This is a genomic window from Leptospira kemamanensis, assembly GCF_004769665.1.
In the GTDB taxonomy this organism is placed as follows: domain Bacteria; phylum Spirochaetota; class Leptospiria; order Leptospirales; family Leptospiraceae; genus Leptospira_A; species Leptospira_A kemamanensis.
This window is the reverse complement of the sequence record NZ_RQGG01000032.1, coordinates 40,695-63,769: the sequence shown is the minus strand read 5'-3', so window position 1 is coordinate 63,769 and position 23,075 is coordinate 40,695. Positions and strand designations below refer to the sequence as shown.

General features: G+C 38.4%; 24 protein-coding genes. 16 read left to right on the top strand and 8 right to left on the bottom strand.

Features of this window, described 5'->3' with window-relative positions:
- Positions 1-5: 5 nt before the first annotated feature.
- The 3 genes from EHQ59_RS10515 to EHQ59_RS10505 all read left to right on the top strand — a co-directional run bounded on the left by EHQ59_RS10515 (position 6) and on the right by EHQ59_RS10505 (position 3,197).
- Positions 6-572 carry a hypothetical protein gene (locus EHQ59_RS10515; RefSeq protein WP_135619614.1) on the top strand — a complete coding sequence of 189 codons (567 nt, stop codon included), beginning with the start codon at positions 6-8 and terminating at the stop codon, positions 570-572.
- Positions 573-617: 45 nt separating this feature from the next.
- The gene (locus EHQ59_RS10510) at positions 618-1,829 is read left to right on the top strand and encodes an NADP-dependent isocitrate dehydrogenase (protein WP_135619613.1); all 1,212 of its coding nucleotides are present in this window, start codon (positions 618-620) and stop codon (positions 1,827-1,829) included.
- Positions 1,830-1,919: 90 nt separating this feature from the next.
- Positions 1,920-3,197, top strand: a complete 1,278-nt coding sequence (locus EHQ59_RS10505; RefSeq protein WP_135619612.1) for an adenylate/guanylate cyclase domain-containing protein — start codon at positions 1,920-1,922, stop codon at positions 3,195-3,197.
- A gap of 118 nt (positions 3,198-3,315) precedes the next feature.
- On the opposite strand, the gene EHQ59_RS10500 is transcribed toward EHQ59_RS10505, so the two are convergent.
- The 3 genes from EHQ59_RS10500 to EHQ59_RS10490 form a co-directional block, all read right to left on the bottom strand.
- Positions 3,316-4,161: a hypothetical protein gene (locus EHQ59_RS10500; RefSeq protein ID WP_425270142.1), complete on the bottom strand. Its 846-nt coding sequence runs from the start codon at positions 4,159-4,161 to the stop codon at positions 3,316-3,318.
- A gap of 109 nt (positions 4,162-4,270) precedes the next feature.
- Complete coding sequence (locus tag EHQ59_RS10495; RefSeq protein WP_135619610.1) at positions 4,271-5,026, bottom strand: rhomboid family intramembrane serine protease; 756 nt, start codon at positions 5,024-5,026, stop codon at positions 4,271-4,273.
- A 93-nt stretch (positions 5,027-5,119) separates the two neighbouring features.
- Positions 5,120-6,961 carry an SLC5 family protein gene (locus tag EHQ59_RS10490; protein ID WP_135619609.1) on the bottom strand — a complete coding sequence of 614 codons (1,842 nt, stop codon included), beginning with the start codon at positions 6,959-6,961 and terminating at the stop codon, positions 5,120-5,122.
- A gap of 112 nt (positions 6,962-7,073) precedes the next feature.
- On the opposite strand from EHQ59_RS10490, the gene EHQ59_RS10485 reads away from it, so the two are divergent.
- From EHQ59_RS10485 to EHQ59_RS10460, 6 genes are all read left to right on the top strand, one after another.
- On the top strand, positions 7,074-8,237 hold the full coding sequence (locus tag EHQ59_RS10485; protein WP_135619608.1) for an LLM class flavin-dependent oxidoreductase: 1,164 nt from the start codon (positions 7,074-7,076) through the stop codon (positions 8,235-8,237).
- The gene (locus tag EHQ59_RS10480; protein ID WP_208652362.1) at positions 8,237-9,139 is read left to right on the top strand and encodes an aldo/keto reductase; all 903 of its coding nucleotides are present in this window, start codon (positions 8,237-8,239) and stop codon (positions 9,137-9,139) included. The genes EHQ59_RS10485 and EHQ59_RS10480 overlap by 1 nt, the downstream gene beginning before the upstream one ends.
- Before the next feature lie 43 nt (positions 9,140-9,182).
- Positions 9,183-9,716 carry a YcxB family protein gene (locus tag EHQ59_RS10475; protein WP_135619606.1) on the top strand — a complete coding sequence of 178 codons (534 nt, stop codon included), beginning with the start codon at positions 9,183-9,185 and terminating at the stop codon, positions 9,714-9,716.
- Positions 9,717-9,795: 79 nt separating this feature from the next.
- On the top strand, positions 9,796-10,140 hold the full coding sequence (locus tag EHQ59_RS10470) for an ArsR/SmtB family transcription factor (RefSeq protein WP_135619605.1): 345 nt from the start codon (positions 9,796-9,798) through the stop codon (positions 10,138-10,140).
- Positions 10,137-10,652 (top strand): SRPBCC family protein, encoded by a 516-nt coding sequence (locus EHQ59_RS10465; RefSeq protein ID WP_135619604.1) that lies wholly within the window; start codon positions 10,137-10,139, stop codon positions 10,650-10,652. The genes EHQ59_RS10470 and EHQ59_RS10465 overlap by 4 nt, the downstream gene beginning before the upstream one ends.
- Before the next feature lie 171 nt (positions 10,653-10,823).
- On the top strand, positions 10,824-11,849 hold the full coding sequence (locus EHQ59_RS10460) for a hypothetical protein (RefSeq protein ID WP_135619603.1): 1,026 nt from the start codon (positions 10,824-10,826) through the stop codon (positions 11,847-11,849).
- Positions 11,850-11,878: 29 nt separating this feature from the next.
- Here EHQ59_RS10460 and EHQ59_RS10455 read toward each other — a convergent pair whose 3' ends face one another.
- The 3 genes from EHQ59_RS10455 to EHQ59_RS10445 all read right to left on the bottom strand — a co-directional run bounded on the left by EHQ59_RS10455 (position 11,879) and on the right by EHQ59_RS10445 (position 14,532).
- Entirely contained in the window at positions 11,879-12,496 is a 618-nt protein-coding gene (locus EHQ59_RS10455) for a YiiX family permuted papain-like enzyme (protein WP_135619602.1), read from the bottom strand.
- A gap of 201 nt (positions 12,497-12,697) precedes the next feature.
- On the bottom strand, positions 12,698-13,402 hold the full coding sequence (locus tag EHQ59_RS10450; RefSeq protein WP_135619601.1) for an SDR family oxidoreductase: 705 nt from the start codon (positions 13,400-13,402) through the stop codon (positions 12,698-12,700).
- Positions 13,403-13,461: 59 nt separating this feature from the next.
- Positions 13,462-14,532, bottom strand: a complete 1,071-nt coding sequence (locus EHQ59_RS10445) for an alpha/beta hydrolase (RefSeq protein WP_135619600.1) — start codon at positions 14,530-14,532, stop codon at positions 13,462-13,464.
- Between the two features lie 59 nt (positions 14,533-14,591).
- Here EHQ59_RS10445 and EHQ59_RS10440 point away from each other — a divergent pair, with 59 nt between their 5' ends.
- The 7 genes from EHQ59_RS10440 (at position 14,592) to EHQ59_RS17865 (ending at position 21,389) form a co-directional block, all read left to right on the top strand.
- Positions 14,592-15,758, top strand: a complete 1,167-nt coding sequence (locus EHQ59_RS10440; protein WP_002973371.1) for an acyl-CoA dehydrogenase family protein — start codon at positions 14,592-14,594, stop codon at positions 15,756-15,758.
- A 218-nt stretch (positions 15,759-15,976) separates the two neighbouring features.
- Positions 15,977-16,453: a GNAT family N-acetyltransferase gene (locus EHQ59_RS10435; RefSeq protein WP_135619599.1), complete on the top strand. Its 477-nt coding sequence runs from the start codon at positions 15,977-15,979 to the stop codon at positions 16,451-16,453.
- A 231-nt stretch (positions 16,454-16,684) separates the two neighbouring features.
- Positions 16,685-18,487, top strand: a complete 1,803-nt coding sequence (locus tag EHQ59_RS10430) for a PAS domain S-box protein (RefSeq protein WP_135619598.1) — start codon at positions 16,685-16,687, stop codon at positions 18,485-18,487.
- A 65-nt stretch (positions 18,488-18,552) separates the two neighbouring features.
- A complete protein-coding gene (locus tag EHQ59_RS10425) occupies positions 18,553-19,140 on the top strand; it encodes a DUF6962 family protein (protein ID WP_135619597.1) in 588 nt (195 codons plus the stop codon).
- A gap of 40 nt (positions 19,141-19,180) precedes the next feature.
- Positions 19,181-20,197: a sensor domain-containing diguanylate cyclase gene (locus tag EHQ59_RS10420; RefSeq protein ID WP_135619596.1), complete on the top strand. Its 1,017-nt coding sequence runs from the start codon at positions 19,181-19,183 to the stop codon at positions 20,195-20,197.
- A gap of 129 nt (positions 20,198-20,326) precedes the next feature.
- On the top strand, positions 20,327-21,154 hold the full coding sequence (locus EHQ59_RS10415; protein ID WP_244245490.1) for an oxidoreductase: 828 nt from the start codon (positions 20,327-20,329) through the stop codon (positions 21,152-21,154).
- A complete protein-coding gene (locus EHQ59_RS17865) occupies positions 21,096-21,389 on the top strand; it encodes a hypothetical protein (RefSeq protein WP_244245489.1) in 294 nt (97 codons plus the stop codon). The genes EHQ59_RS10415 and EHQ59_RS17865 overlap by 59 nt, the downstream gene beginning before the upstream one ends.
- A gap of 87 nt (positions 21,390-21,476) precedes the next feature.
- Here the strand turns inward: EHQ59_RS17865 and arsB are convergent, their stop codons facing one another.
- Together arsB and EHQ59_RS10405 are read right to left on the bottom strand one after the other, a co-directional pair.
- Positions 21,477-22,511: an ACR3 family arsenite efflux transporter gene (arsB, locus tag EHQ59_RS10410; RefSeq protein ID WP_135619595.1), complete on the bottom strand. Its 1,035-nt coding sequence runs from the start codon at positions 22,509-22,511 to the stop codon at positions 21,477-21,479.
- Positions 22,512-23,069: a DUF6428 family protein gene (locus tag EHQ59_RS10405; protein WP_135619594.1), complete on the bottom strand. Its 558-nt coding sequence runs from the start codon at positions 23,067-23,069 to the stop codon at positions 22,512-22,514.
- Between the last annotated feature and the right edge of the window lie 6 nt (positions 23,070-23,075).

Genomic DNA, 23,075 nt, shown 5'->3' with positions numbered 1-23,075 from the left:
CCAGGATGAACGAAACAGACATGGTCACGGAGATCTTAGAAATATTTTGGAAAGAGAAACTTCGTTTTGCTCAATACTGTTTTGATGAATTGGCCAGTTTAGATGCCAAAACCTTCCCAGGAAAAGGGAAAACCGGAAAATCCCCCCAATGGGTTTTGCAACAAATGGTTTCCTATGATAAAACATTTCGTTTTTATTTACCCATCTCACTCAAACTCAGTAGTTTTTTCTTTTTCCATAGTTTCAAGGACCAAGAAATTGAAAAAGATTTGGAATCGATTCGGGACCGTTATACACCTCCGGCGTTCCCCGCGCATTTTTGGGAAATCCATATCTCAGAAGCAAAAGAATTAAAAATCAAAGCAACCGATCCTCTCGTAAGCGAATACTGTGAATCTTGGAAAGAGGTTTTACTCCAACTGGAGGAGAAACTTTCTCAAATTTCGGAAACAGACGCTTATAGAAAAAGATATACATCCCTCACTGGAATTCATACCATTTCAGGAGCGATCAATAATTCGACAGAGTTCTGTCATTACATTTGGAATCGTTATATGGAAAGTCCAAATTAAGTCTTATATATTTGAATTAAAATTGTATGAGTTTAGGAGAAATCAATGGGAAAAATTAAAGTAAAAACACCGTTAGTTGAGTTAGACGGCGATGAAATGACAAGAATCATCTGGAAAGAAATTAAGGATCGTTTCATCCACCCTTACTTAGATATTACATTAGAGTATTATGATCTCGGTGTTGAATATCGTGATAAAACGGATGACCAAGTGACTGTTGATTCTGCTAATGCGATCAAAAAACACGGTGTGGGTGTAAAATGTGCAACCATCACTCCCAACGCTGACCGAGTCAAAGAATACAATTTAAAACAAGAATGGAAATCACCTAACGGAACCATCCGTGCTATTCTTGATGGAACTGTTTTCCGTAAACCTATCATCATCAAAAACATTCCTGCGGCAGTCAATTCTTGGAAAAAACCAATTGCAATTGGTCGCCATGCATATGGTGACATCTATCGTGACGTAGAGATTCTTGTAGATGGTCCAGGAAAAGTAGAACTCGTTTATACAGATGCTTCAGGAAAAGAAAAACAAAGACTTCTCGTAAATGAATTTAAAGGTGCTGGTGTTGCACTTGCTATGCATAACTTAGATGAGTCGATCAAGTCTTTTGCAAAGGCATGTTTCACTTATGCATTATCTGAAAAAATCAGTATCTGGTTTGCAACGAAAGATACCATTTCTAAAAAATACCATGCTCGTTTCCGTGATATCTTTGATAACATGGCAAAAGAACAAGAAGCCGCTATGAAAGCAGCTGGTATCACTTACAGTTACTACCTCATTGATGATGCGGTTGCGCAAATCATGAAAAACGAAGGTGGACAACTTTGGGCTCTCATGAACTACGATGGTGACGTGATGAGTGATATGGTTGCTTCTGGTTTTGGATCTCTTGGTCTTATGACTTCTGTTCTTGTTTCTCCAGATGGAAAGTATGAATACGAAGCTGCTCACGGAACTGTGACTCGTCACTACCGTAAGTACCAAAAAGGGGAAACAACTTCTACAAACTCAGTAGCATCGATTTTTGCTTGGACAGGTGCTCTTGCAAAACGTGGGGAACTCGACGGGACTCCTGATGTAGTGAATTTTGCTCAAAAATTAGAAGAAGCGATCATCGAAACGATTGAAGGAGGAGATATGACAAAAGATCTACTTTCTCTTTCCACTGCTGCTAAAAAAACAGAATTGGATACGTTCCAATTTATGGACGCAGTACAAAAACGTTTGGATGCCAAACTCAAATAACATCTTCTTTTCACCCTGTCTTTTGGCAGGGTGATTTTCCTTTCTTTATTTTCTTGCCTTCTTTTCTTTTCTCTATCCAATAAACATTCCATGGAACCTATTCCCAAATCTTTACTCGATACGTTTATGGATTGGTATCTTGTGGAGATGCCAAAAATAGACTCTCCCGCTGTTTTATTTCATACTTATATTCAATACTTACAAACATTAGGCCTTCAGATCATGCGTGGGAATATGGGAACAAGGACATTACACCCACAAGTGGAAACATTGGCTTACCTTTGGGCGCCCAATCACCAAAAAGAAGTTTTTGATGTCCAAGTGAATTCCTTATTCCATTCCAGTAAGTTTTATGAGTTTCCAGATTCTTTTGTAAGGGTCACCAAATTTCGGTTAGGTTCCATTCAGTCGGCTCAATTTACAGCAAGTCCCATCCAATATGTATTAACTGCCAAAAAAACGTATTATTACCAATTCGTGGAAGGTGATACGGGACCATTCCCTTATCCCATTTTAGAAGAGTTAGCTCCATCTGGGGCAACTGGTTACTTGGCGGTGCCAGTGATCCAGAAAGGAAATAGTTATGCTTTTTTAAGTTTATTAACCAATAAACCATTTGGATTTGATAAAACAGAATTAGATTTTTTAACAAAATCTTTAAACTTAATCGCACTGAAGTGGTGGACTTTTATTCAATCCGAACTCACCGAATCCTTGTTAAGTATCTATTTAGGAAAACGGACAGGTTCCACAGTTTATTCGGGTAAAATTTATTTAGGTGAGTTGGACAATATCCAATCAGTGATTTGGTTTTCCGACATCAGGAATTATTCAGGGATCAGTGAAAAACTATCACCAACAGAAGTAATACAATTGTTAAATGACTATTTTGGAGTCGCTATCCCTCAAATTGAAGCCTATGGTGGAGAAGTTTTGAAACTTTTGGGAGATGGAATTCTTGCCGTGTTTCCATATCATGAAAAAAACAAACGAGTGATCGGAAAAAAGGTGCTTCTCGCTATACGTAAATTAGGTGAAGAACTTCATACATTAAATCAAAAGAGAGAATCCGAAGGTAAAATTTCGATTCATCACGGTGTAGGTCTTCATTCTGGTGAAATTTTATATGGTAATATTGGGTCTTTGGACCGTTTGGATTTTACAGTGATTGGAGAAGCAGTGAATCTCTCGAGTCGGATTGCTGGTATGTGTGGTGAACTAGGTAAGGCTGTGCTTGCTTCCGAAAGTTTAGCCAAACAAATTCCTGTTCGTTGGGAAGAATTAGGGGAACACAAACTCAAAGGAATCAGTGCTCCCAAAAAAATATTTGCGATTTCGGAAAAGAAAACGCAAAGTCGATTTCATTAAATATCAAAACAAATAGAACCTAAAGAAACTCTGAATCTTCCATCATTCGCATACCTAGTTTAGCATTGATTAGATGGATTTGTGTCTCCATCATCAGATTAGTTTGTCTCTGATTTTTTTAACGAACAATCACCCATTTGCCCCCGATCCGGCTGAGATATATCGGAATGGCAGCTCCTTTTTTCGAAGTGATCACTGGTTCTCCTTTTTGGTCTGCGACCTCCAAGATTTGATTTTTACAAAGTAACTTGAGTTTCCACTGTTTCGGATTCAATTTCCATGTAGACCCAATTGCCTTTGTCATTCCTTGTATGGATTTTAATTCGTCCGCTTCGTTATAGGGATAGTATCGCACTTCCGATGTGTCTTTCGCGCGATACTCAGTTGCTTTCAGAATTTGATTGGCATCTTTTGTGTTGAGAAGTTTTGTAAAATCTTTCAGAAACGGTAATACCGAGGTTTCTAATTCAGAATTCAGTGTGAGAGTTTCTGCCTCTTGCCACAATTGGCTTGGTGGGATGAATGCTGGCTCAAAGGAAATTTTTTGCCACTCACCTAACTTCGCCGAGTTGGTTTCGTCCCATTGGAAATGATGTAATAAAACTCCTTCATCTGGGAATTGACCTTTCTGTCCTAAAATCAATTTTACTTCTGCTTCTTTGGGAAAACTGGATTTGTTTTTTTTGGAGGATTTTCGTTCTGACAATCGAATATTGATTTCGTTGGTTCCTGGAATGATCCAATAATTGACATCGGCTTGCCCAGAAGAGTCTTCGTTTGAAAATCCATTGCGAACTGAGTATCCATTGACATCAATTTCCAAATTTACGGAATAGTTTTTATAAGTTATGATAAAGTAACCTTCCTTAGGTGAACCAGGCGGAACTGGTTTCACTTCCGAGAAAATTGGTAATAAGGGATAAAATGAAAAAAACAGTAACAGCAAAAATGGTTTCATTTGTATTTCTCCGAAGTTTGGGTAGGGAGAAGTCTATCGAAGGGAAATTCAATTGTCGATTGAAAAAATAAAGACAATGTGATTTTCAATGGAGAACAGGATTTGTGATTTGAGTTTACGGTAGAAATTTTTTTCCTTTTCGGTCAAAGAAAAAATTGGTTTGGCACTTGGTGCAATGGAACCTTCCATATTTTTCTGCGGGAATAGGTTGGTTGCAAGAAGGACAAAGGACGACTTTGTTTTGGAAGGTAGTCAACCGTAGGTTATGTTCTAACCTGTCCAAAAAATGGTTTTTTATTAAAATTTGGGCGATCACCACACCTGTTAGAAATGTAACCACTTGTCCAGCATAGGTGCTTTGGACATTGGAATGTAGTTCCACTAGATACAGATAGGTTTGGACCAAAATCCAAATACTCAAACTAATAAATATGGGTACGTCTCGAAAGGCAACTTTTTCAAAGACCATGGTACTTTTTACATTCGGGAAAAAAACAAAATACATTCCTAAGAATCCAGAAACAACTCCAGATGTACCAACAACAGGTGTGATCGAATTGATATGAAAGAGAAAATAAGTTAAGTTTGCAAGTACTCCAAAGAAGAAAAACAAAAAGAAAAAATTGAAGTGGCCTACAACATCTTCCACATTGTCGGCAAACATATACAGATAAATCGCATTGGTTGTCCACTCGACAAAAGATGTATTAAACAAGAAGGAAGCAATGAAACTGATTCCAAATTCCTTTTTTGGTGTGAAAGCATAAGAATCTATTTGATCAATGGATAATGTGCAAAGAGTGAGAAAAATCAAACATAATGAGATGATTGGGAATCGATATTTATGATTGGCTTTTTCAAATACAAACATTGGGGAAAAAGAACTCTTACACTAAAGTTACATCTACTAAAAAAAATGACAATCTCTTTCCTATTACCTTTGTTAGGTCAAAACTGAATTTTGTTAAAACCATAAATAAAAGAAAAAGGTAAGTCCGAGTAAAATTCCATACAACCATTCATCACGTTTGCGAAATAAGGAAACAAAAGATTGATTCGGTGATTTCTTTTGATAGGTCAATAAACAAGAAAATAGGAAAAACAGAAAGAATCCAAGGATTGCGAGTATCAGTTTCCCATTTGGAAATTGAACTCGAAAAAAAATCAAAAGAAAAAAGAGAAGAGTAAAAATGGTAAACCCGTTTCTGTTCCGGATCCAAATTTGATTTTGGGAACTAAAAAACGGGGATTTTGTTTGTGTGGGGATGACATCTTTGTCCCCATTTGTTTTCTTTCGATTTTCTAAGAATGTTGTTCCAAGTAATATAAAAAGTGCAAAATGGAAGATGAGAAATACACGGTGTAAAAAATTCAATTCTTCGCCAAATGTCAGTTTGATGAAATTGGGGGCAAACTCTGAATATAAATAGGGACTAACAAGAGAAACGATGGGTGTTAGAAGAATGGTTCCACAAATCATCCTTGTACTCACTTTTCTGTTGAAAATGCCTAACAGAAAGACAACTAGAAGTGCGGGTGTAAAATGGGAACTTTGATTTGATAACTCGATAAAGAAGTTTTTTTTGGAATTGGGGTCGATGAGTAGAATGGCAAAACCAGTGACCAAAATGGAAAAAAACAAAAGAAAGATTCTCCCCGATTTCATTTCATTTTGATCAGAAAGAGTTTTACCTTTCTTCTCAATAAACGGTTTATAAAAATCAATTGTAAATAAGGTCGCAGCAGAGTGTAACATGGAATCAATACTTGAGAAAATGGCACCGAGTAGACCCGCAAGGATGACACCTATGAGTCCATATCCTACTGGCACAACTAACACAACTAATTTGGAAAAGGCTTCATCGGGTGCAATATTTGCTGTTTCTCCGAGGGAAGACCAAATTTGATAGGCAGCGACTCCCGTTAAGATGGAGAAAAAAGGAACTGTGAGTTTCAAAAGTCCTCCCACCAAAATTCCAAATCTTGCTTCTCTTAATGATTTTCCACCTAATGTTCGTTGTACTACATATTGGTTTGTGTTCCAATAAAAGGTATGAAGTAAAAATAATCCACTAAGAGCACCCGTCCAGGGAAGAGTTGGATGGTTTGGTGGTAAATATAAATTCATTTTGCTCAGTCCTTCGATTCTTGTTTCTTCTTTTGATAGGAGTTCCAAAAGACCACCCACTTCTGGTCTAGTAATGGATAAGTATGCTAGGACAATCCCAGATGCTAAAATCAAAAACGTTTGGATCACATCGGTATATACAACGGATTTTAATCCACCAAACCATGTGTAGATGGTAGAAGTAAAGGCAATCCAAATCACTAGTTCCGTATAAGTGATATTGAATCCAAGGTTTTTTATAAAAGGTAAAAAACTGCGAGCTCCAATGTACAAAGCTCCTGTCAGTTGGATGGTGATGAGGATGAGAGAGATTGCAGAATAAATCCTTCCTGTTTCTTTTCCAAATTTTTCCTGTAAAAATTGAGAGAGAGTAAAAAACTTTTTTCTTCGAAAGAGAGGTAAAAATACAAAGGCCAAAAGTACGATCGCAGGGATGGATCCAAATTCATAATGGCTTTGAGCAAATCCAACGGAAAATCCTATACCGAGCATCCCTACTAAATGGTTGGCAGAAATATTTGTGCCAAAGAGCGATCCTGCTATACCCCACCAGGGAAGGCTACGTCCCCCTAAAAAATAGTCCTTAGAAGAAGATTCTTTTCTACCGGCATACATACCGATTCCGAGGACGAGTAGGAAAGTGAACCCAAAGAATAGGATATCAATCGTAGTGATCATGAATAGAGGGAATGGAATCGTCAGACTAGATTTTTTCTAAAAATAAAGCAAGCGATAGATTTTTTGAAATCCCTCTTGTCGTTTCTTGGTATCTCCGTTTCCATTGGCAACAATGAATCCGATCCCCCCTGCACCCGCCATTCGATCCGAAGACCGCTCTGTAGAAGTTGCCTGGTTTTGTGACCTATGTAATGGAGATTATGAATTTTTAGGTGTTCCTGATGGAAACTTACGTTCTAGTTTTGAACATTGTGCTGATATCATTCGCACGGCAGATGAGTTGGGATACCAAAATATTCTTTTGCCTTCTTCCTACCAAACAGGACAGGATACTTTAACATTCGCAGCAGCTGCTTCCCAGTTTACAAAACAAATCTCTCTTCTAACAGCGATTCGGTGTGGAGAAATCCATCCTCCCATGCTTGCAAGAACGTTATCTACCTTGGATCATATGTTAAAGGGTAGGCTCAATATCAATATCATTTCATCTGATTTACCAGGAACCGTGAAGGATTCCAAAACAAGATACGAAATTTCTAAAGAAGTGATCCAAATCTTACAACAAGGATGGACAAGAGATCATATCAAGTTTGAAGGGAAACACTATCAATTTGATTTAACGGCAGATCCTGTAAAATCCTACCAAACCAATGGTGGTCCATTATTATACTTCGGAGGGATCTCACCTGATGCAAGGGCTTTGTGTGCAGAGTTTTGTGATGTGTTTTTGATGTGGCCTGAAACAGAAGAAAGACTCGCTGACACGATGAAAGACTTAAGTTTACGAGCGAAAAGTTTTGGAAGAAAAATTGATTTTGGTTTACGAATCCATTTGATTGTTAGGGATACTGAATCGGAGGCAAAAGACGCCGCAAAACGTTTGTTATCAAAACTCAACATGGAAAAAGCCAATGACCTCAAACATAGAGCACTTGATTCCAACTCTGCTGGCGTTTTACGTCAAGATGAGCTGCGCAAATCAGCTGATGCTGATTTATTCATTGAACCTATGATCTGGTCAGGGATTGGACTTGCAAGGTCTGGTTGTGGATCTGCGATTGTTGGCACACCAGAACAAGTATACGAAAAAATCCAAAGATACATCCAGATGGGGATTCGAGCTTTTATTTTTTCAGGTTATCCTCTGATCGAAGAATCCAAACTATTTGCAAATAAAGTTTTACCCCAATTAAAAACGGTAAATTTTGCAGAGGCACAAGGAAGAAAACCAAAAGGAATTCCCGTTACACCTCTCACCACAGGAGAAAGAAAATAATGGTTCCACAAATTAATTTTCCCAAACACAATTTATCCATTTCTCGATTGGTTTATGGAATATGGCGATTGCATGAAGACAAACTAGGGTTTGGTGAAGATCGTATCTATGAAAAGATCAATTTTTGTTTAGGACTTGGGATCGATACTTTTGATCATGCTGACATTTACGGTGACTTTGAAAACGAAGAACGATTTGGAAACGTATTAAAAAAATATCCAGATCTAAAACAGAAAATCAAAATCATTACAAAATGTGGTATTCAGGTTCCAGGTGCAAAATTTCCAACAAAACATTATAATACTTCGAAAGAACATATACGATATTCAGTGGAACGTTCTTTGCGGAAACTGCAAGTTGAATGTTTGGATGTAGTGCTCATCCATAGACCGGATCCACTGATGGATCCATCTGAGATGGCAGAGGTATTTGAATCCTTGATCCAAGAGGGAAAGGTGAAACATTTTGGCGTTTCCAATTTTACAACTTCCCAGTTCCAAATGGTTCAATCTAAGTACAATCGTCCACTTTTCACAAATCAAGTAGAGTTTCATTTGTTTTGCACGGAACCTATGTTTGATGGAACCTTTGACCAAATGATGGAAGTAGGAATTCATCCTATGATCTGGTCACCAACTGCTGGAGGAAAACTGTTTACACCCAAAACAGATCTAGAGTCCAAAACTCTAACAAAATTACAAGAAATTGCTAAAAAGTATGGAGCGAGTGTGGATCAAATTCTTTATTCTTGGTTTCTGAATCACCCTGCTGGACTTGTTCCCATTTTGGGAACCAATGATTCCAAGCGAATTGAGTCGGCAGCAAACTGTTTTTCTTTTCCTCTCACAAGAGTTGATTGGTTTTCTATCCTAGAAGTGGCAAGGGGTAGGGAAGTGGCATGAGGGAGTGGATTAGGCATACAGAAATGATTGGAAAAGACTTAGGATGAAGGAAATCAGATACATACAAACATTAGAAGACTTAACTTCATTTTCATTACACCATCACAATCGATTTGGTAGTATGTATCAGAAATATTACCCTGAGATTTTTTTATCCATCACATCAACCATATCCGCTGTGATGTTTTTTAATTCGTATCCTGAAGAAATTAACTATTTGGCAATCGTATATTTGTTTCTTAACATCTTATATTATGTTTATCTCCGATTGACACGCAAAAGGAAACTGATTAATCATTTTAAGAAATTTTATACGGAAGGAAGGGAATTTAAGGAATCGGAACTTACGATTCGATTTGAAGATACATACATTTTGACAGTGACTGAAAATGTAGAGTCAAAAATTCCCTATGAAAAATTGACTCGAATTTCAAAGGGAAATGAAGCCCTTTATATCTATCTCTCGAACACACAAGCTTTGGTTTTACCCAGACGGGTTTTTCATTCCCCTTCCGAGCGTCAGGCGAACATCGACTTTCTATTACAGAAGAATGAAAATTTAAGTACTGCTAATTAATCATCAAAATGTTTCTATCGATTGAATTTAGGTTGACTTTATTCAATCGATAACTAATTGTTTATATAACCAAATAGATATGCAAACTCTGGATGCTACATTTTCCGCACTCGCCGACCCCACAAGAAGGGCCATTTTAATGCACCTGGCAAAAAAAGACCTAACGGTGATGGAGCTGACAAAACCATTTCGGATGAGCCAACCTGCGATTTCCAAACACTTGAAGATATTGGAGGAAGCGGGTCTCATTATCGCGACCAAACGGGCGCAGGAACGTCCTCGTCGGTTGCAAACCGCACCTTTGAAAGAGGCAGTTGATTGGATGGAAAAATACCGCCAAATGTGGGAGAAACGTTACCAGACTTTGGATGGTTTACTGGAAGAATTACAAAAAATGCAACCCAAACGAGTGAGGAAAAAATGAATCCAAATCAAAATGAAGTGAAGTTGGTTCGAAGAAGTGACACGGAAGTTGTGTTTACCAGATATTTTGATGCACCTAGAGAATTAGTGTTTGATTGCCACACCAAACCAGAGTTAATGCGTCGTTGGCTGATCGGCCCAGAAGGAATGGTTCTCGATACTTGTGAACAAGACTTACGAGTTGGTGGGAAATACCTCTATCTGTATGCAGATGAGAAGGGAAACAAATCAGGTGTGTATGGAACCTTTCGTGAAGTGATCGTTCCAGAGAAACTCTCCAATACAGAAAATTACATTCTGGATATGGCCTCATTCGATGCAAATGCACCGGAAGATCCAAATGCCACGTTTGAATCCCGCACGTTTCAAACAGAAGGGAAACGAACTTTAATGACCCATCTTTGTCGATATGCATCACCTGATATTTGTAAGATGATGGTGGAATCTGGGGCAGCCGATGGAATGGCCGAATGTTATTTGGAACTTGACCGATTGCTTGGTGAAATGGGTTAACTTGCAAATTGATCTGAAAAAAATAAACAAGGTGATTTGATTCCTCTGTTTGGATTTTAGAGAAAGCCTCAGTGACTGTTGTTTTGGAAAATCGATTTGTTATGCATTATGGAATCACTAAAAATGTATAAGGTAATTTTACTTTCTATACTAGTTTTTAACGTTTCGATATTGACAGACAAAAATACAATCAATACAAATTCTCTCTTTCGGATTAGCGGCGACAACGTCCCATTGAGAGAAAAATCGGAGATTACCTCTACAATCGTTACAAATCTGGGAAAAGGAACAATAATCGAAATTGTATACCCTCCCAGCTTTAGAAAACAATCGGTACAAATCAATCAAAATGAAATTGAAGGCGAGTTGGTATATGTGAGAACTACAGATAATCTGTATGGTTACGTCTTTAATCGTGATATAGGATTTGATTTTAATTCAAAAGTATCTCCTGGTTTCATCGTAAGACCAAAAGAAAAGAATGTATTTGAACTAATCGGTATTTCGCAAAACAATTTAATTCAAAATTCATCATGGTATTTTAATGAAAATGCTCTAAAGCTTGCGAATATTCAACAAACAAAAATTAGTTTTCTGAGATTCAATGGTGAAAAGAGGAATGAATTGTCGAGGTTACAATTCTACAAAGACGAAAATGAATGCGATTATATCATCATTTGCCTTACTGGAAAATTGTTATCAGATAAAAAAACTGATTTTGTATTAGGATTCAGTGAATCAACAAATCTTGTATTTAGCCCTGTGATTCTAAATACGAAAATCAAATCCAATTTCAAGAAAGAGATCATAAAAAATACAGAGACACAATTAAATCGCAATTTTAAATTAGAAGATGATAAGAAATGGAAACACTATGAATTTAAAGCTCAAGCAGGAAGAAAAAAATATTTAATTTCCGAGTTCAATTCTTCATCTGTCCGATTATCAGACTCTGATTTACATATTTACAGAATAGATTTAGTAGAAGATCAACATTTGAAAAATTTGAATTTTTATAGTGTAACAGGAAATAAAAGTAATACATTTAAAACGATCGCTATTACTGACATTAACGGTGACGGATTTCCAGAAATTTGGATGGAAATAGAAGGATATGAATGGTGGTATTTTGCAACTGTAATCCTAGTGGATGATTTAATTCTATCTGTATACTCAGGCGGAGGTGGTGGTTCCTAAAAGTTTTTTGATAGATAGGGTAATATCGATCACTCTAGCACTGTCACCAATTCTTTCGATTGGAACATATCAACAGGGGAGATAACTGGTTCTCCATACGGGATATTGTTTCCATATCTTTTTTTCATGAGAGATTGAACCTGTTTAGAACTTAATTCAAAATCTTTTAACGTTTTTAACTCTCCCAGTTTGATACCAGTATACTTCTCATATAGTTTCCATACTAGCTCCGTACAATAAATCCGATCATCTGACCACTCAAAATATAGATCATAATGTCTACCAACAAAGGATTTACCATATTCTTTCATTTTTTGAATGGTCTCTTGTGTCAGTATTGAGTTTGCATTAAGGATACGTTTGATCACATAATGTTGGTTTGTCCCTCTTTGAATGAATTTTTGCAGGTCAGTGATTTTGACAGGTTCAATGGCTTCTAATACTTTAAAAGTATTTCCATCTTTGAAAATGATTCCTACGTGAGTGTACCTTGATTTCGTTGCCAATTTGATGGCAGTGGCTTGCTCTGATTTGGATTCATGAAAGATAATATCACCTTCTTGCAATTTGGATGGATCGATTGATTTTCCTGAAATAGGGAAAGTTGCTATGTATACGAGTATAATCAATAAAATTTTTGATTTCATAAATTTGAAGTCCTGTAACTTGAATGAATTGTAAAGATCGCTAAAAACTGGTTTCAGAATCAAATATACATTCATTCAAATTTCATTTGAAACTATCTTTGGGATCAAATCATAAAGAGGAAAATTCGGAAAGAGAAACTCTAAAATTCAATCGAAGTTTGATTCTTTTTAGTGTTTCGTCTTAAGGTGTCCCTTTTCAACCTACCATGGTATTTCTTTTTTGTCCCGAAAGAATTTCCCTGTGGGGCCACCATCAGGTAGGGTTGCTGCCCAAACAATGGTTTCGGCTCCTTTTTCCACAGGTCTTGTGGCATTGGCACCACCCATATCTGTTTTCACCCAACCAGGACATACGGAATTGATTTTGATGTTTTTTCCGACTGCTTCGCTACTCGCTAGATTGGTGAGTGCATTGATAGCAGTTTTGGAAATCCGATACGCTGGATAGCCACCACCCATATCAGAAAGTTGCCCCATCCCAGAGCTAACATTGACAATACGACCATATTCATTTTGGATCATCATTGGTAAAAAAACTTGGATCAACCGAAATGGTCCAAATAGGTTCACCAGTAAAGTGCGGTGTAAATCATCCGAACTTGTTTCAAAAAAAGAACCTGGGTCTGTGAAAATTCCCGCATTGTTGACCAAGATATCCAGACGACCAAAACTCCCTGTGATGATATCGGAAGCTTCGTTGATACTTTGTTCTTTGGAAACATCAAGAGAAATGATTTCTCCTTTGCCGAGGGAATTTATTTGTTTTAAGGTATCTTCCGCGTCGGCAACATTCCTGGATGCGATCAAAACATAAATTCCTTGTTTTGCTAAGTCAATGGAAACTTGTTTCCCAATCCCTCTGTTAGCACCTGTCACAAGTGCGATTTTTTCTTTCTTTTGGTTCATGGGAAACTCCTTCGAAACTAGTTTCGATTTTTGTTTTGTGATTTAGAAGTACACTAAAACTATTTTGCTTTGGAAAGTTCTTTTAACCAAACATCAATTTGGGCTTCGATAAATACTTTATCGGTAATCACCCATTTGGACATCAGAACATGCATTCCATTTTCCACTGCGACTTTTTTGTTGAGTGGATTTGGTGTTTTTTCTAATCCAAAATTGGCATAACCTTCTAACATTTTCGGAACACTTGCAGTTGGATCTTGTTCCTTTTCATTTTTGTAATAGTACAAAAGTAAAGCAGGTGAGGTCACTTTGCGATAAACATCAGGAACCGCAGCATAGTTTTTGAGATCGTTTACTCCCACAAGTGCAGCAAAGTATTGTTCGGGATACCAATAGTTGTTTCGTTCCGGAAGCACTTTCGGGTTGTTATGTGAAGAAGCTCTTACTTTTCCTTTGAGTAAATGGATGAAACTCAGTCCACCTGGGTAATTGAGAATATTCAAACTTCCATCAACCGGTGCGTAAAAGGGATTGGCAAGTACCAGTCCATCCACTTCCTCTGGGTATTCGGAGGCAAGCCATGTAGCAAGGAGTCCTCCCATAGAACTACCAAACACAATCACTTTGTCTCCTTGGGATTGCATCATATACAATGCTTCACGGGATGCATCGAGATAGTTGTTAAAACTTTGGTCTCTTTGGTCTTCTTTGTTGGTTCCATGACCTGGAAGCCTGAGTAAGTAGGTATTGGCTTTGTATTTTTTTGCCAATTTTTCCATCACTTCTTCCCCTTCTGCACGAGACGCACCAAAACCATGGATGTATAAAAATGCGAGAGGCGTTTTTTTCCCAAAACTGATATAACGTTCTTCGTTACCAGGTCTGTGGTTTTTACGTTTGCTTTCTTGTAACTTCTCTTGGAAGTACACTTCAAAGTTCGCATAACTGAGGTTTGCTTTCGGTTGGTAGTTAGGTCTTCCTGCACAGGAAACAAGGACAAAGGTTACGGTGAAAAGGAAAACAGAACTGATCTGTTTCAGGTTGTGGAATAAAGAACACGATTTAGCCATACAAATGGAAAATTTTACAGTGTTTTTGCTTTCTTGTAAAGAGAGAAAAACCCTTGGCACAGGAAGGGTCGTACGAAAAAAGGTAGTAAATACCCCATTCTTAGAAGGAACATCCCGGAATGTATAGCCAATTCACAGAGCAACAACTTGAAATCAGAGATTTAGTTCGTAACTTCGTCAAAAAAGAAATCCCGCATGAAGTAGCCTTGCACTGGGATGAAAAAAACCAACACCCAACTGAACTCATCAACAAAATGCGTTCCGAACTTGGAATCAACGGACTAGTGATTCCAGAAGAATACGGTGGATGGGGACTTGGAGCAATTGAGCAGTGTTTAGCCATCGAGGAATTGTCTCGTGGATGCCTTGGAATCGCTCTAGGATTTGCTTACACTGGTCTTGGAATCCTTCCTATCCTAAAAGGTGCCACGCACGAACAAAAATTGAAATGGCTCCCTGAAATTGCGGACGGTAAATTCGGAGTTTCTTTCTGTTTGTCTGAGCCAGGTGCTGGTTCTGACGTTCCTGGTATGACCACTCGCGCTGAGAAAAAAGGCGACAAATGGATCATCAACGGTGCAAAACAATGGATCACTGGTGCATCTGATGCCCAAGCCTTTACCGTATTTGCTTATACTGATAAAAACCGAGGAACTCGTGGAGTTTCTTGTTTCTACGTGCCACGTAGTGCAAAAGGTCTTACTGTAGGTAAAAAAGAAGATAAACTCGGAATTAGAGCATCTTCCACTCACCAAGTGATTTTCGAAGATTGTGAAGTAGGTGAAGACGCACTCGTAGGAAAAGAAAACCTAGGTTTCGTTTACGCTCTCCAAACTTTGAATGCTTCTCGTCCATTCGTAGCAGTAATGGGTGTGGGTGTAGCGCAAGCAGCACTTGACCACGCAGCTCGTTACGCTCGTGAGAGAGAACAGTTCGGTGTTAAAATCGGAACTTTCCAAGCAGTGCAACACATGTTAGCTGACATGTCTATCAAAGTAGAAACTGCAAGAGAAATCACTTACAAAGCAGCTCGTCTTTCTGATGCAAACGATCCTAACCTTCCAAAATACTCTGCGATTGCAAAAGCATACGCTTCTGAGTGTGCTGTTCAGTGTGCTACTGATGCAGTTCAAATTTTTGGTGGATACGGATACACGAAAGAGTATCCTGTTGAGAAGTTAATGAGAGATTCAAAAATCCTCACGATTTTCGAAGGAACGACACAAATCCAAAAGAACGAAATTGCCGCTTACGTAATCAAAGAAGCAGCTTCGAAAAAAGACTAAGAGTTTCCAAAAGAAAGTCTGTCGAAAGGAAAGCCTCCAGGAATGGGGGCTTTTTTTTTGGGGTGGTACACGATGGATGTTGGTATCCCCACCCTGAATTGGGTGGGGTGTGACCACCCGCCACCCAATGACTTCCCTTTACACCCTGAAAGAATTTTCTGCCACCTAAAAATAGAATTTGCAAAATTCTTTTGAAAAGAGTTCATCTTTTGGCATTCATGAATCAAAATTTCCAAATCCGATGGGTCACCACTCTCGATTCTCCTTCCCAAATTTGTTTGGACCAACTTTGGTTGGAAATCCAAAACCGTTATGGTTTCCAAGCCCCGAACTCGATGGACTTCCAAGATTTTTTACCTCCTAAGGGTAAGTTTTTTCTAGCAGAATCAAAAGAGACAAAAGAAGCAATGGGATCTGCCGCCTATTCCAAGTTTGACGAAACGAAATGTGAACTCGATGCCGTGTATGTGTTCCCTCAGTTTAGAAAATCAAAAATCGCAACCTCTCTGTTAGTTGAACTAGAAAAAAATGCAATGTTAGTTGGTTACAAATCCATGATCCTAAGGGCAGGGGCACCCCAACCCGAAGCACTAAAACTTTACCAAAACTTTGGATTTCGAGAAATTCCAACGTTTGGCAAATGGGTCTCTGATCCAACGGCCATCTGTTTTGAAAAAACAATCTCTGGCTCTTGAGCATTCGATACGGCTGCCCGGGCGGGCTCTTCCGGGGTGCGCGTTCGCTCCCGTCCCTCGTTCGGTTTCCTCTCTCGGGACCAGGCCCTACAGATCCCTGGCAGTGTGAATGGTTACCTATGAACATTTTTTCCTAAATCCTGTTTCGTTTTTCGAATTAGTGAAAAAAAAGGCTGACTGGGAAGTCCCTATCTGAGAGAGTCTAAGTCCCAATCTGATTAGGTACAGACATTGAATCCTTCCTCGAAAGAACCAAATCCTGTCATTTTACATAAAGAGGCAAACTACCTACGCATCCTTCGTGAAATGGAATCACTGGGAAAATTAGGTCATTGGGAAGTAAATCTTGCAACTCATACGATCCATTGGTCAGAAGGTGTATTTGCCATTTTAGAAATGGAACCGAGTGATATGCCCGTATCACTTGAGTTAGGTTATCATTCGGTTCACCCTCTCGACAGAGAGAAAGCCAAACAACATATGGAAGAGGTTTTGGCAAAAGGAATTCCTTATGATTTGGAATGCCGTCTCGTTACTTCCAAAGGAGAAATCAAATACATCCATAGCCAAGCGGATGTGATCCGGGATGATTCTGGAGATCCCATTCAATTGGTGGGAATTTTTCAAGACATTACTGAAAAAACACAATCCATCAATCATCTCAAACAACAAGAAATTAGATTGAGCTCCATTTTACAATCAGAGCCAGAATGTGTAAAGGTTGTCTCTCCTGACGGAATTCTCATCGAGATGAATCCTGCAGGACTCAGTATGATCGAAGCGGATTCTGCGGAAGAGGCCATCGGTAAAAAAGTAGAATCTCTCATTGAACCTTCGGATCTCAAATTTTATCAAACTATTCATGAAAATGCGCTGAAAGGAATTAAGTCAAGTGCCAGATTCCGAATCATTGGTTTGAAAGGCACTCATCGTTGGATGGAAAGTACATCGGTTCCTCTTACTGACCAAACAGGAAAGATTGTATCCGTATTAAGTTTAACCCGAGATATTTCTGAAAAAGTAATCAACGAAGAAAAATTGATTCGCATCAAAAGAAACCAAGAAGCATTGATTAATGGAACTTCGGATTTGATTTGGTCAATTGATACTAATTTTTGTTTGGTGGCAGCAAATCAATCTTTTTTAGATGTTCTCACTTTTTTGCAACAAGTCCCTGCAAAAGAAGGTGACAATGTCCTCGTCAAAACAGCAGGAGAAGAGTTTTATTTTAAGTGGAAAGACTATTATGAAAGAGGACTTTCTGGTGAATCTTTCACAAGTTATGAAAATTTTATTAGTCCAATCACACATGAGGAAGAACATCGAGAGGTTTATTTTAATCCAATTCGCAATGTAGATGAAAAAGTGACGGGGCTTGCTTGTTTTTCAAAAGATATTTCTAGTCTCATGAAAAAAAGTAAGGAACTTGTCTTAAACGAAAAACGATTTCGAGCACTTGTAGAAAATGGAACTGATGTCATCATGATTTTAAGTCCAAGAGGCCAAGGGAAATATGTTTCTCCTTCCATCACAAAGGTGATGGGTTATACAGAAACAGAAGCCTTGGCTTTGAATTTATTTGATGTGATCCATCCCGAAGATACACCAAAACTAAAAAAAAGATTATATGAAGTATTGGCACTCCCTCTAGGTGCATCCTTACAAAGCCAAACCTTTCGTGCCAAACACAAAGATGGATCATGGCGAATTGTTGAGTCTACTTTGACCAATATGTTATCCGATGAAACCATCGGTGGGATTGTAGACAATTTTCACGATGTGACAGACCGCGAAACACAAATGGAAGCCATCCAAATCCAAAACCAAAAATTAAGAAACATTGCTTGGACCCAGTCACATGTGGTTAGGAGTCCCTTAGCGCGAATTATGGGGATCATTGAACTCATCCGCACTCGAAGTTTGACCAAGGAAGAAGAAGAAAAAAGTTTAGGGTTTCTATTGGAATCGGCCAATGAGTTGGATGATGTGATTGCGGACATTGTGAAAAAGTCCCAAGAGGTCATCCCTTCCTAAATTTAATCCAAATCAAAAGGATTTTCACTTGCCACAATTTTTGTTTCGGTTCTAATTCTGGAACCATGGTTCTATCTACTTTCCTTTCCGACTTATTTCTTTCCTTAGTGTCCCTCTTTGTGGCATTTCAGTTTGTTGGTAAATCTGCCATTCCGTCTCGTTCCGCTTTCTATGGGTTTGCCATCATTGGGATTTCTGCAGGGCTTGGTGCGATTCACTTTTTAGGGATCAATACACTGGATCCAATTTACAAATTTTTTGTCGGTCTTTCTGGATGTGTGGGAGTTCCCTTACTCGGACTTGCGTTCTTTCATTTTTCCTTTCGTTTGGTCTCGGAAAAAACGTTTTACCTTTTGATTGCAATTTTGTTTGTCCTCTATTTGGTTTTTGGGTATTTGCATCCACTCCCAATTTATTCGACTGTGGTCGGTGGAATTGCTATGTTCATTGTACTCATCAGCTCCATCATCCGTTTCCCAAAACGAGGGAATGCTGCGATCATGGGAATTGTCGGTGCAGTTCTTTTCATCCTAGCAGGACTTGTCATCGGTACAAAAGGATCGAGTGGTCCATTTCTGAACGTTGATATCTTTCATGTCTTACTTGCGATTGCAAATTATTGCCTTGGACAAGGAATTCGAAAATTAAGCTAGAACTTTAATCAGGGATTCGATATCATAACTCTGAAACGATATGGCAACATCTCCTTCAGAGTCTACCTTAAAAAAAATACTTAAAATACAAACTGAATTAACTTCTGCTAGTCCAGAGGTTCCCTTATTATTAGACCTCATCACCATTCGATCGAAAGAATTAGTCGGAGGGGATGGAGCTGTTTTTGAATTGGTGGAAGGAGAGGATTTGGTATATCGAGCAGCAAATGGTAGTGCTGCGAACCAAATCGGCTTACGTCTGAAAGTAAGCGGTAGTTTTTCTGGACTGAGTTTACAATCAAAAGAAATCTTATATTGTGTTGATTCAGAAGAAGACAATCGAGTGAATCGTGAAGCATGCCGTACAGTTGGCCTTCGTTCTATGATTGTCGTTCCATTGTATTTCGACAAAGAAGTGTTAGGTGTTTTGAAGGTTTTAAGTTTAAAACCAGCAGGATTTACAGACAGTGATATCTCCGCGATGCATATGTTGTCTGGAACCATGGCCGCTATTTTACACAATGCATATCGATGGGCAGAAAGAGAAAAACGACTACAATCGATGTCCTATTTGGCAAGTCATGATTCCTTAACGGGAATTTACAATCGATCTGCGTTTTATGATTATCTCAGGAGAGGGATCGCTAGATTAGAATCAAATTCCATTTCTCTCACTGTTGTTATGTTTGATCTGGATGGATTAAAACTTGTGAACGATTCTTATGGGCATGCCGCAGGCGATTTTTATATTTCCCAGTTTGCCAAACGGCTTTCTAATTTAATCCAAGATCATGACGTATTAGCAAGATTAGGTGGTGATGAATTTGGTCTCATTTTGATGAATCCAGAACCAAAGGAATCGGTAACTTCCTTTTTGACAAGCATCGCAAAACTAGTAGAAGGTGAAGTTCAATTCGAATCCCAACCATTAATTATCAAAGCTAGTTATGGGATCGCCCATTATCCGGAAGATGGAAATGATTTGGATTCACTTGTTGCCAAAGCCGACGAACGAATGTATGCAAACAAAAGGGAAAGAAAAAAGAACCAAGAATAACTAAGTTCAGAAAAGCGGGTTGCTATCGGATTTGATTCGATGGTAATCTCCTACGAATTCAAAACTCCTTCCTTTCTCACCAATCTTCCTCTAAGATTTACTCTTCTCCTTTCCATCTAATAACAAACGATGAACGAAAACCCAGTTTTATTTTCCTCTTTTGGTTTGCCTAATGGCGTGACCCTTCCGAATCGCTTAGTCAAAGCAGCGATGGAAGAAAACTTAGCAAACGATGAATTGTTACCAGATTCTGCGCTTTGGAATTTGTATGAGTCTTGGGCGAAGGGAGGAGTGGGCACTATGATCACAGGGAATGTTATGGTGGATCATCGTTCCATGACAGGGCCTGGTGGTGTCGTATTAGAACACGGAACAAAATTAGATGCATTTCAGAAATGGTCATCAATCGCAAAATCAAATGGGGGCAAAATCCTCATGCAAATCAATCATCCAGGAAGGCTGATCTTAGCTAAGTTAGGTGGGAATGTTTGGGCGCCATCTGCAGTTCCTGTGGATCTTGGAAATCTTTCAAAACTTTTAGGAAAACCAAAAGCAATGGAGGAATCTGAAATTTTAGAAACGATCCAAAGGTTTGCAAACACGGCAAAACTAGCAGAAGAATCAGGATTTGATGGAGTTCAAATCCACGCGGCTCATGGGTATTTGATTAGCCAATTTCTTTCTCCACTTGTGAACCAAAGGAAAGATCGTTGGGGAGGGAGTTTAGAGAATCGATCCCAGTTTTTAATCGAAGTGATAAAATCTGTTCGGAAAGTATTGCATTCTGAATTTATCGTTTCAGTTAAAATCAATTCAAGTGACTTCCAAAAGGGAGGATTTCAATTTGAAGATGCCATTACTGTTATTAAAAGTATACAAAAGTTAGGTGTTGATTTTGTTGAAATCTCTTGTTGGAATCGCCACCGCACTTGCACTCCAACCAAATCTCCCCAATGATTGGAAAGAAAATCGTGAAACCATTGTAAAACTACCCATTCCCCATTGGAAATCCAAAACACTTGTTGGTCTTGCTACGATGGCAATGGTTCGTTACCAATTGAATCGACTTGCAAAAAGGAAAGCCCCAACGGTTAAAATTTTTCCTATCTTTCGTTTGTTAGCCGATCAATTGCGTTTGGCTCGGTTAACAAAACGATATCGAAAATGGATGGAGAAATCGAGTCATAGATAAATTCACTTTTAGGAAACATACTGGAATGAGATCATGAATGGAAAGGTAGGATTCCATTCCACCTACCTTGGGGTCCCAAAATTCAAATCATTTTTTTTTATAATATGAATCTCGAAACTTCAGTGCCACTTTTACAAGTAAAATAAGAGCAGGGACTTCGATGAGAGGTCCAATTACCCCGACAAAGGCGGCACCACTACTAATTCCAAAGACACCTATGGCCACGGCAATGACTAACTCAAAGTTATTACCCGTAGCGGTAAAACTTACTGCTGCATTCTTGGAATAGTCCACTCCCAATTGGAAACCAATCCACAAACTTAGAAAAAACATAATGATAAAATAGAGTAAAAGAGGCATTGCCACTCGAATCACATCATCCGTGAGTTCTAAAATCATCTCACCTTTCAAACTAAACATGACTATAATTGTAAACAATAATGCAATTAAGGTAATCGGTGAAATTTTCGGTAGGAATTTTGTTTCATAGTATTCCTTTGCTTCTAATTTTTCAAACCCGTATCGCAAAAAAAATCCAATCAGAAATGGAATTCCCAAATAAATCCCTACGGTTTTGGCGATTTCTGATATTTCTATGGAAACAGTTGTCGCCGTCATACCGAAGTAAGGTGGAAGAACTGTGATAAAAAGATAAGCGTAAAAACTATAAAAAAATACCTGAAAAACACTATTTAAGGCAACAAGTGCTGCTCCGTATTCTCTGTCACCTTCCGCTAGATCATTCCAAACAATTACCATGGCAATACAACGCGCAAGACCAATTAAGATTAAGCCAGTTCTGTATTCTGGATCATTGTGTAAAAACACAATGGCTAAAAAAAACATTAAGATGGGGCCCAAAACCCAATTGAGTAAAAGAGATATGGTTAATAGTTTTCCATCTTGGAAGACATTAGCCATCTCTTTGTATTTCACTTTCGCGAGTGGAGGGACCATCATCAAAATCAAACCAATCGCAATGGGTATATTGGTTGTTCCAAATGTCATAGAAGAAAAAAAACTGACAAAGTCTGGTACAAATTTACCAAGGAATACCCCTACAGCCATAGCCCCAAAGATCCAGATTGTGAGATACCGATCAAGAAATGACAATCGTTTCATCTAACAACACACTACCGAAGTTTTTTCTGTTTGAGAGGAGGAAGGTTGGCAACAGGAAGAAGTTGTCAGTTTTGGATTCTTAACTAATTCAGCAGTTAAATTCAATGGAATTTCTTCTTTAGGTAAACCACAAGAAGCACTTGCTTTGCATTCAGTCTGTCCATCCACCAAGTGCATTAAAAGCGTAGATCCTTCGATTTGGAGTTTGGATACAAAGTATTGCCTCATGACATGATTGGCATTTCCAAATTCAATCCGTAACACAGCATCTTCTGGTATGGAAAGGGACTTTGACACTTTTTGGAATATGGATTGGATTTTCCCGAGAGACATGGATTCTTGATCTACTTTTTCTTTTGGCTCTAATACTTGTAGAATGATTTCCTTCCAGGAATCTATTTTTCCACCACAATCAACCGATTCAATTGTTGCCAATTTGAACTCAGTGATATGATAGTTGGGATAAATTTTCTCATTTTGTTCATACACAAAGTTGAGTTGTAGTTCAGGGTATAATTCTAATTTAGTTTTAAAGTCATTCCAGGTAAGTGATTTCATTTTATT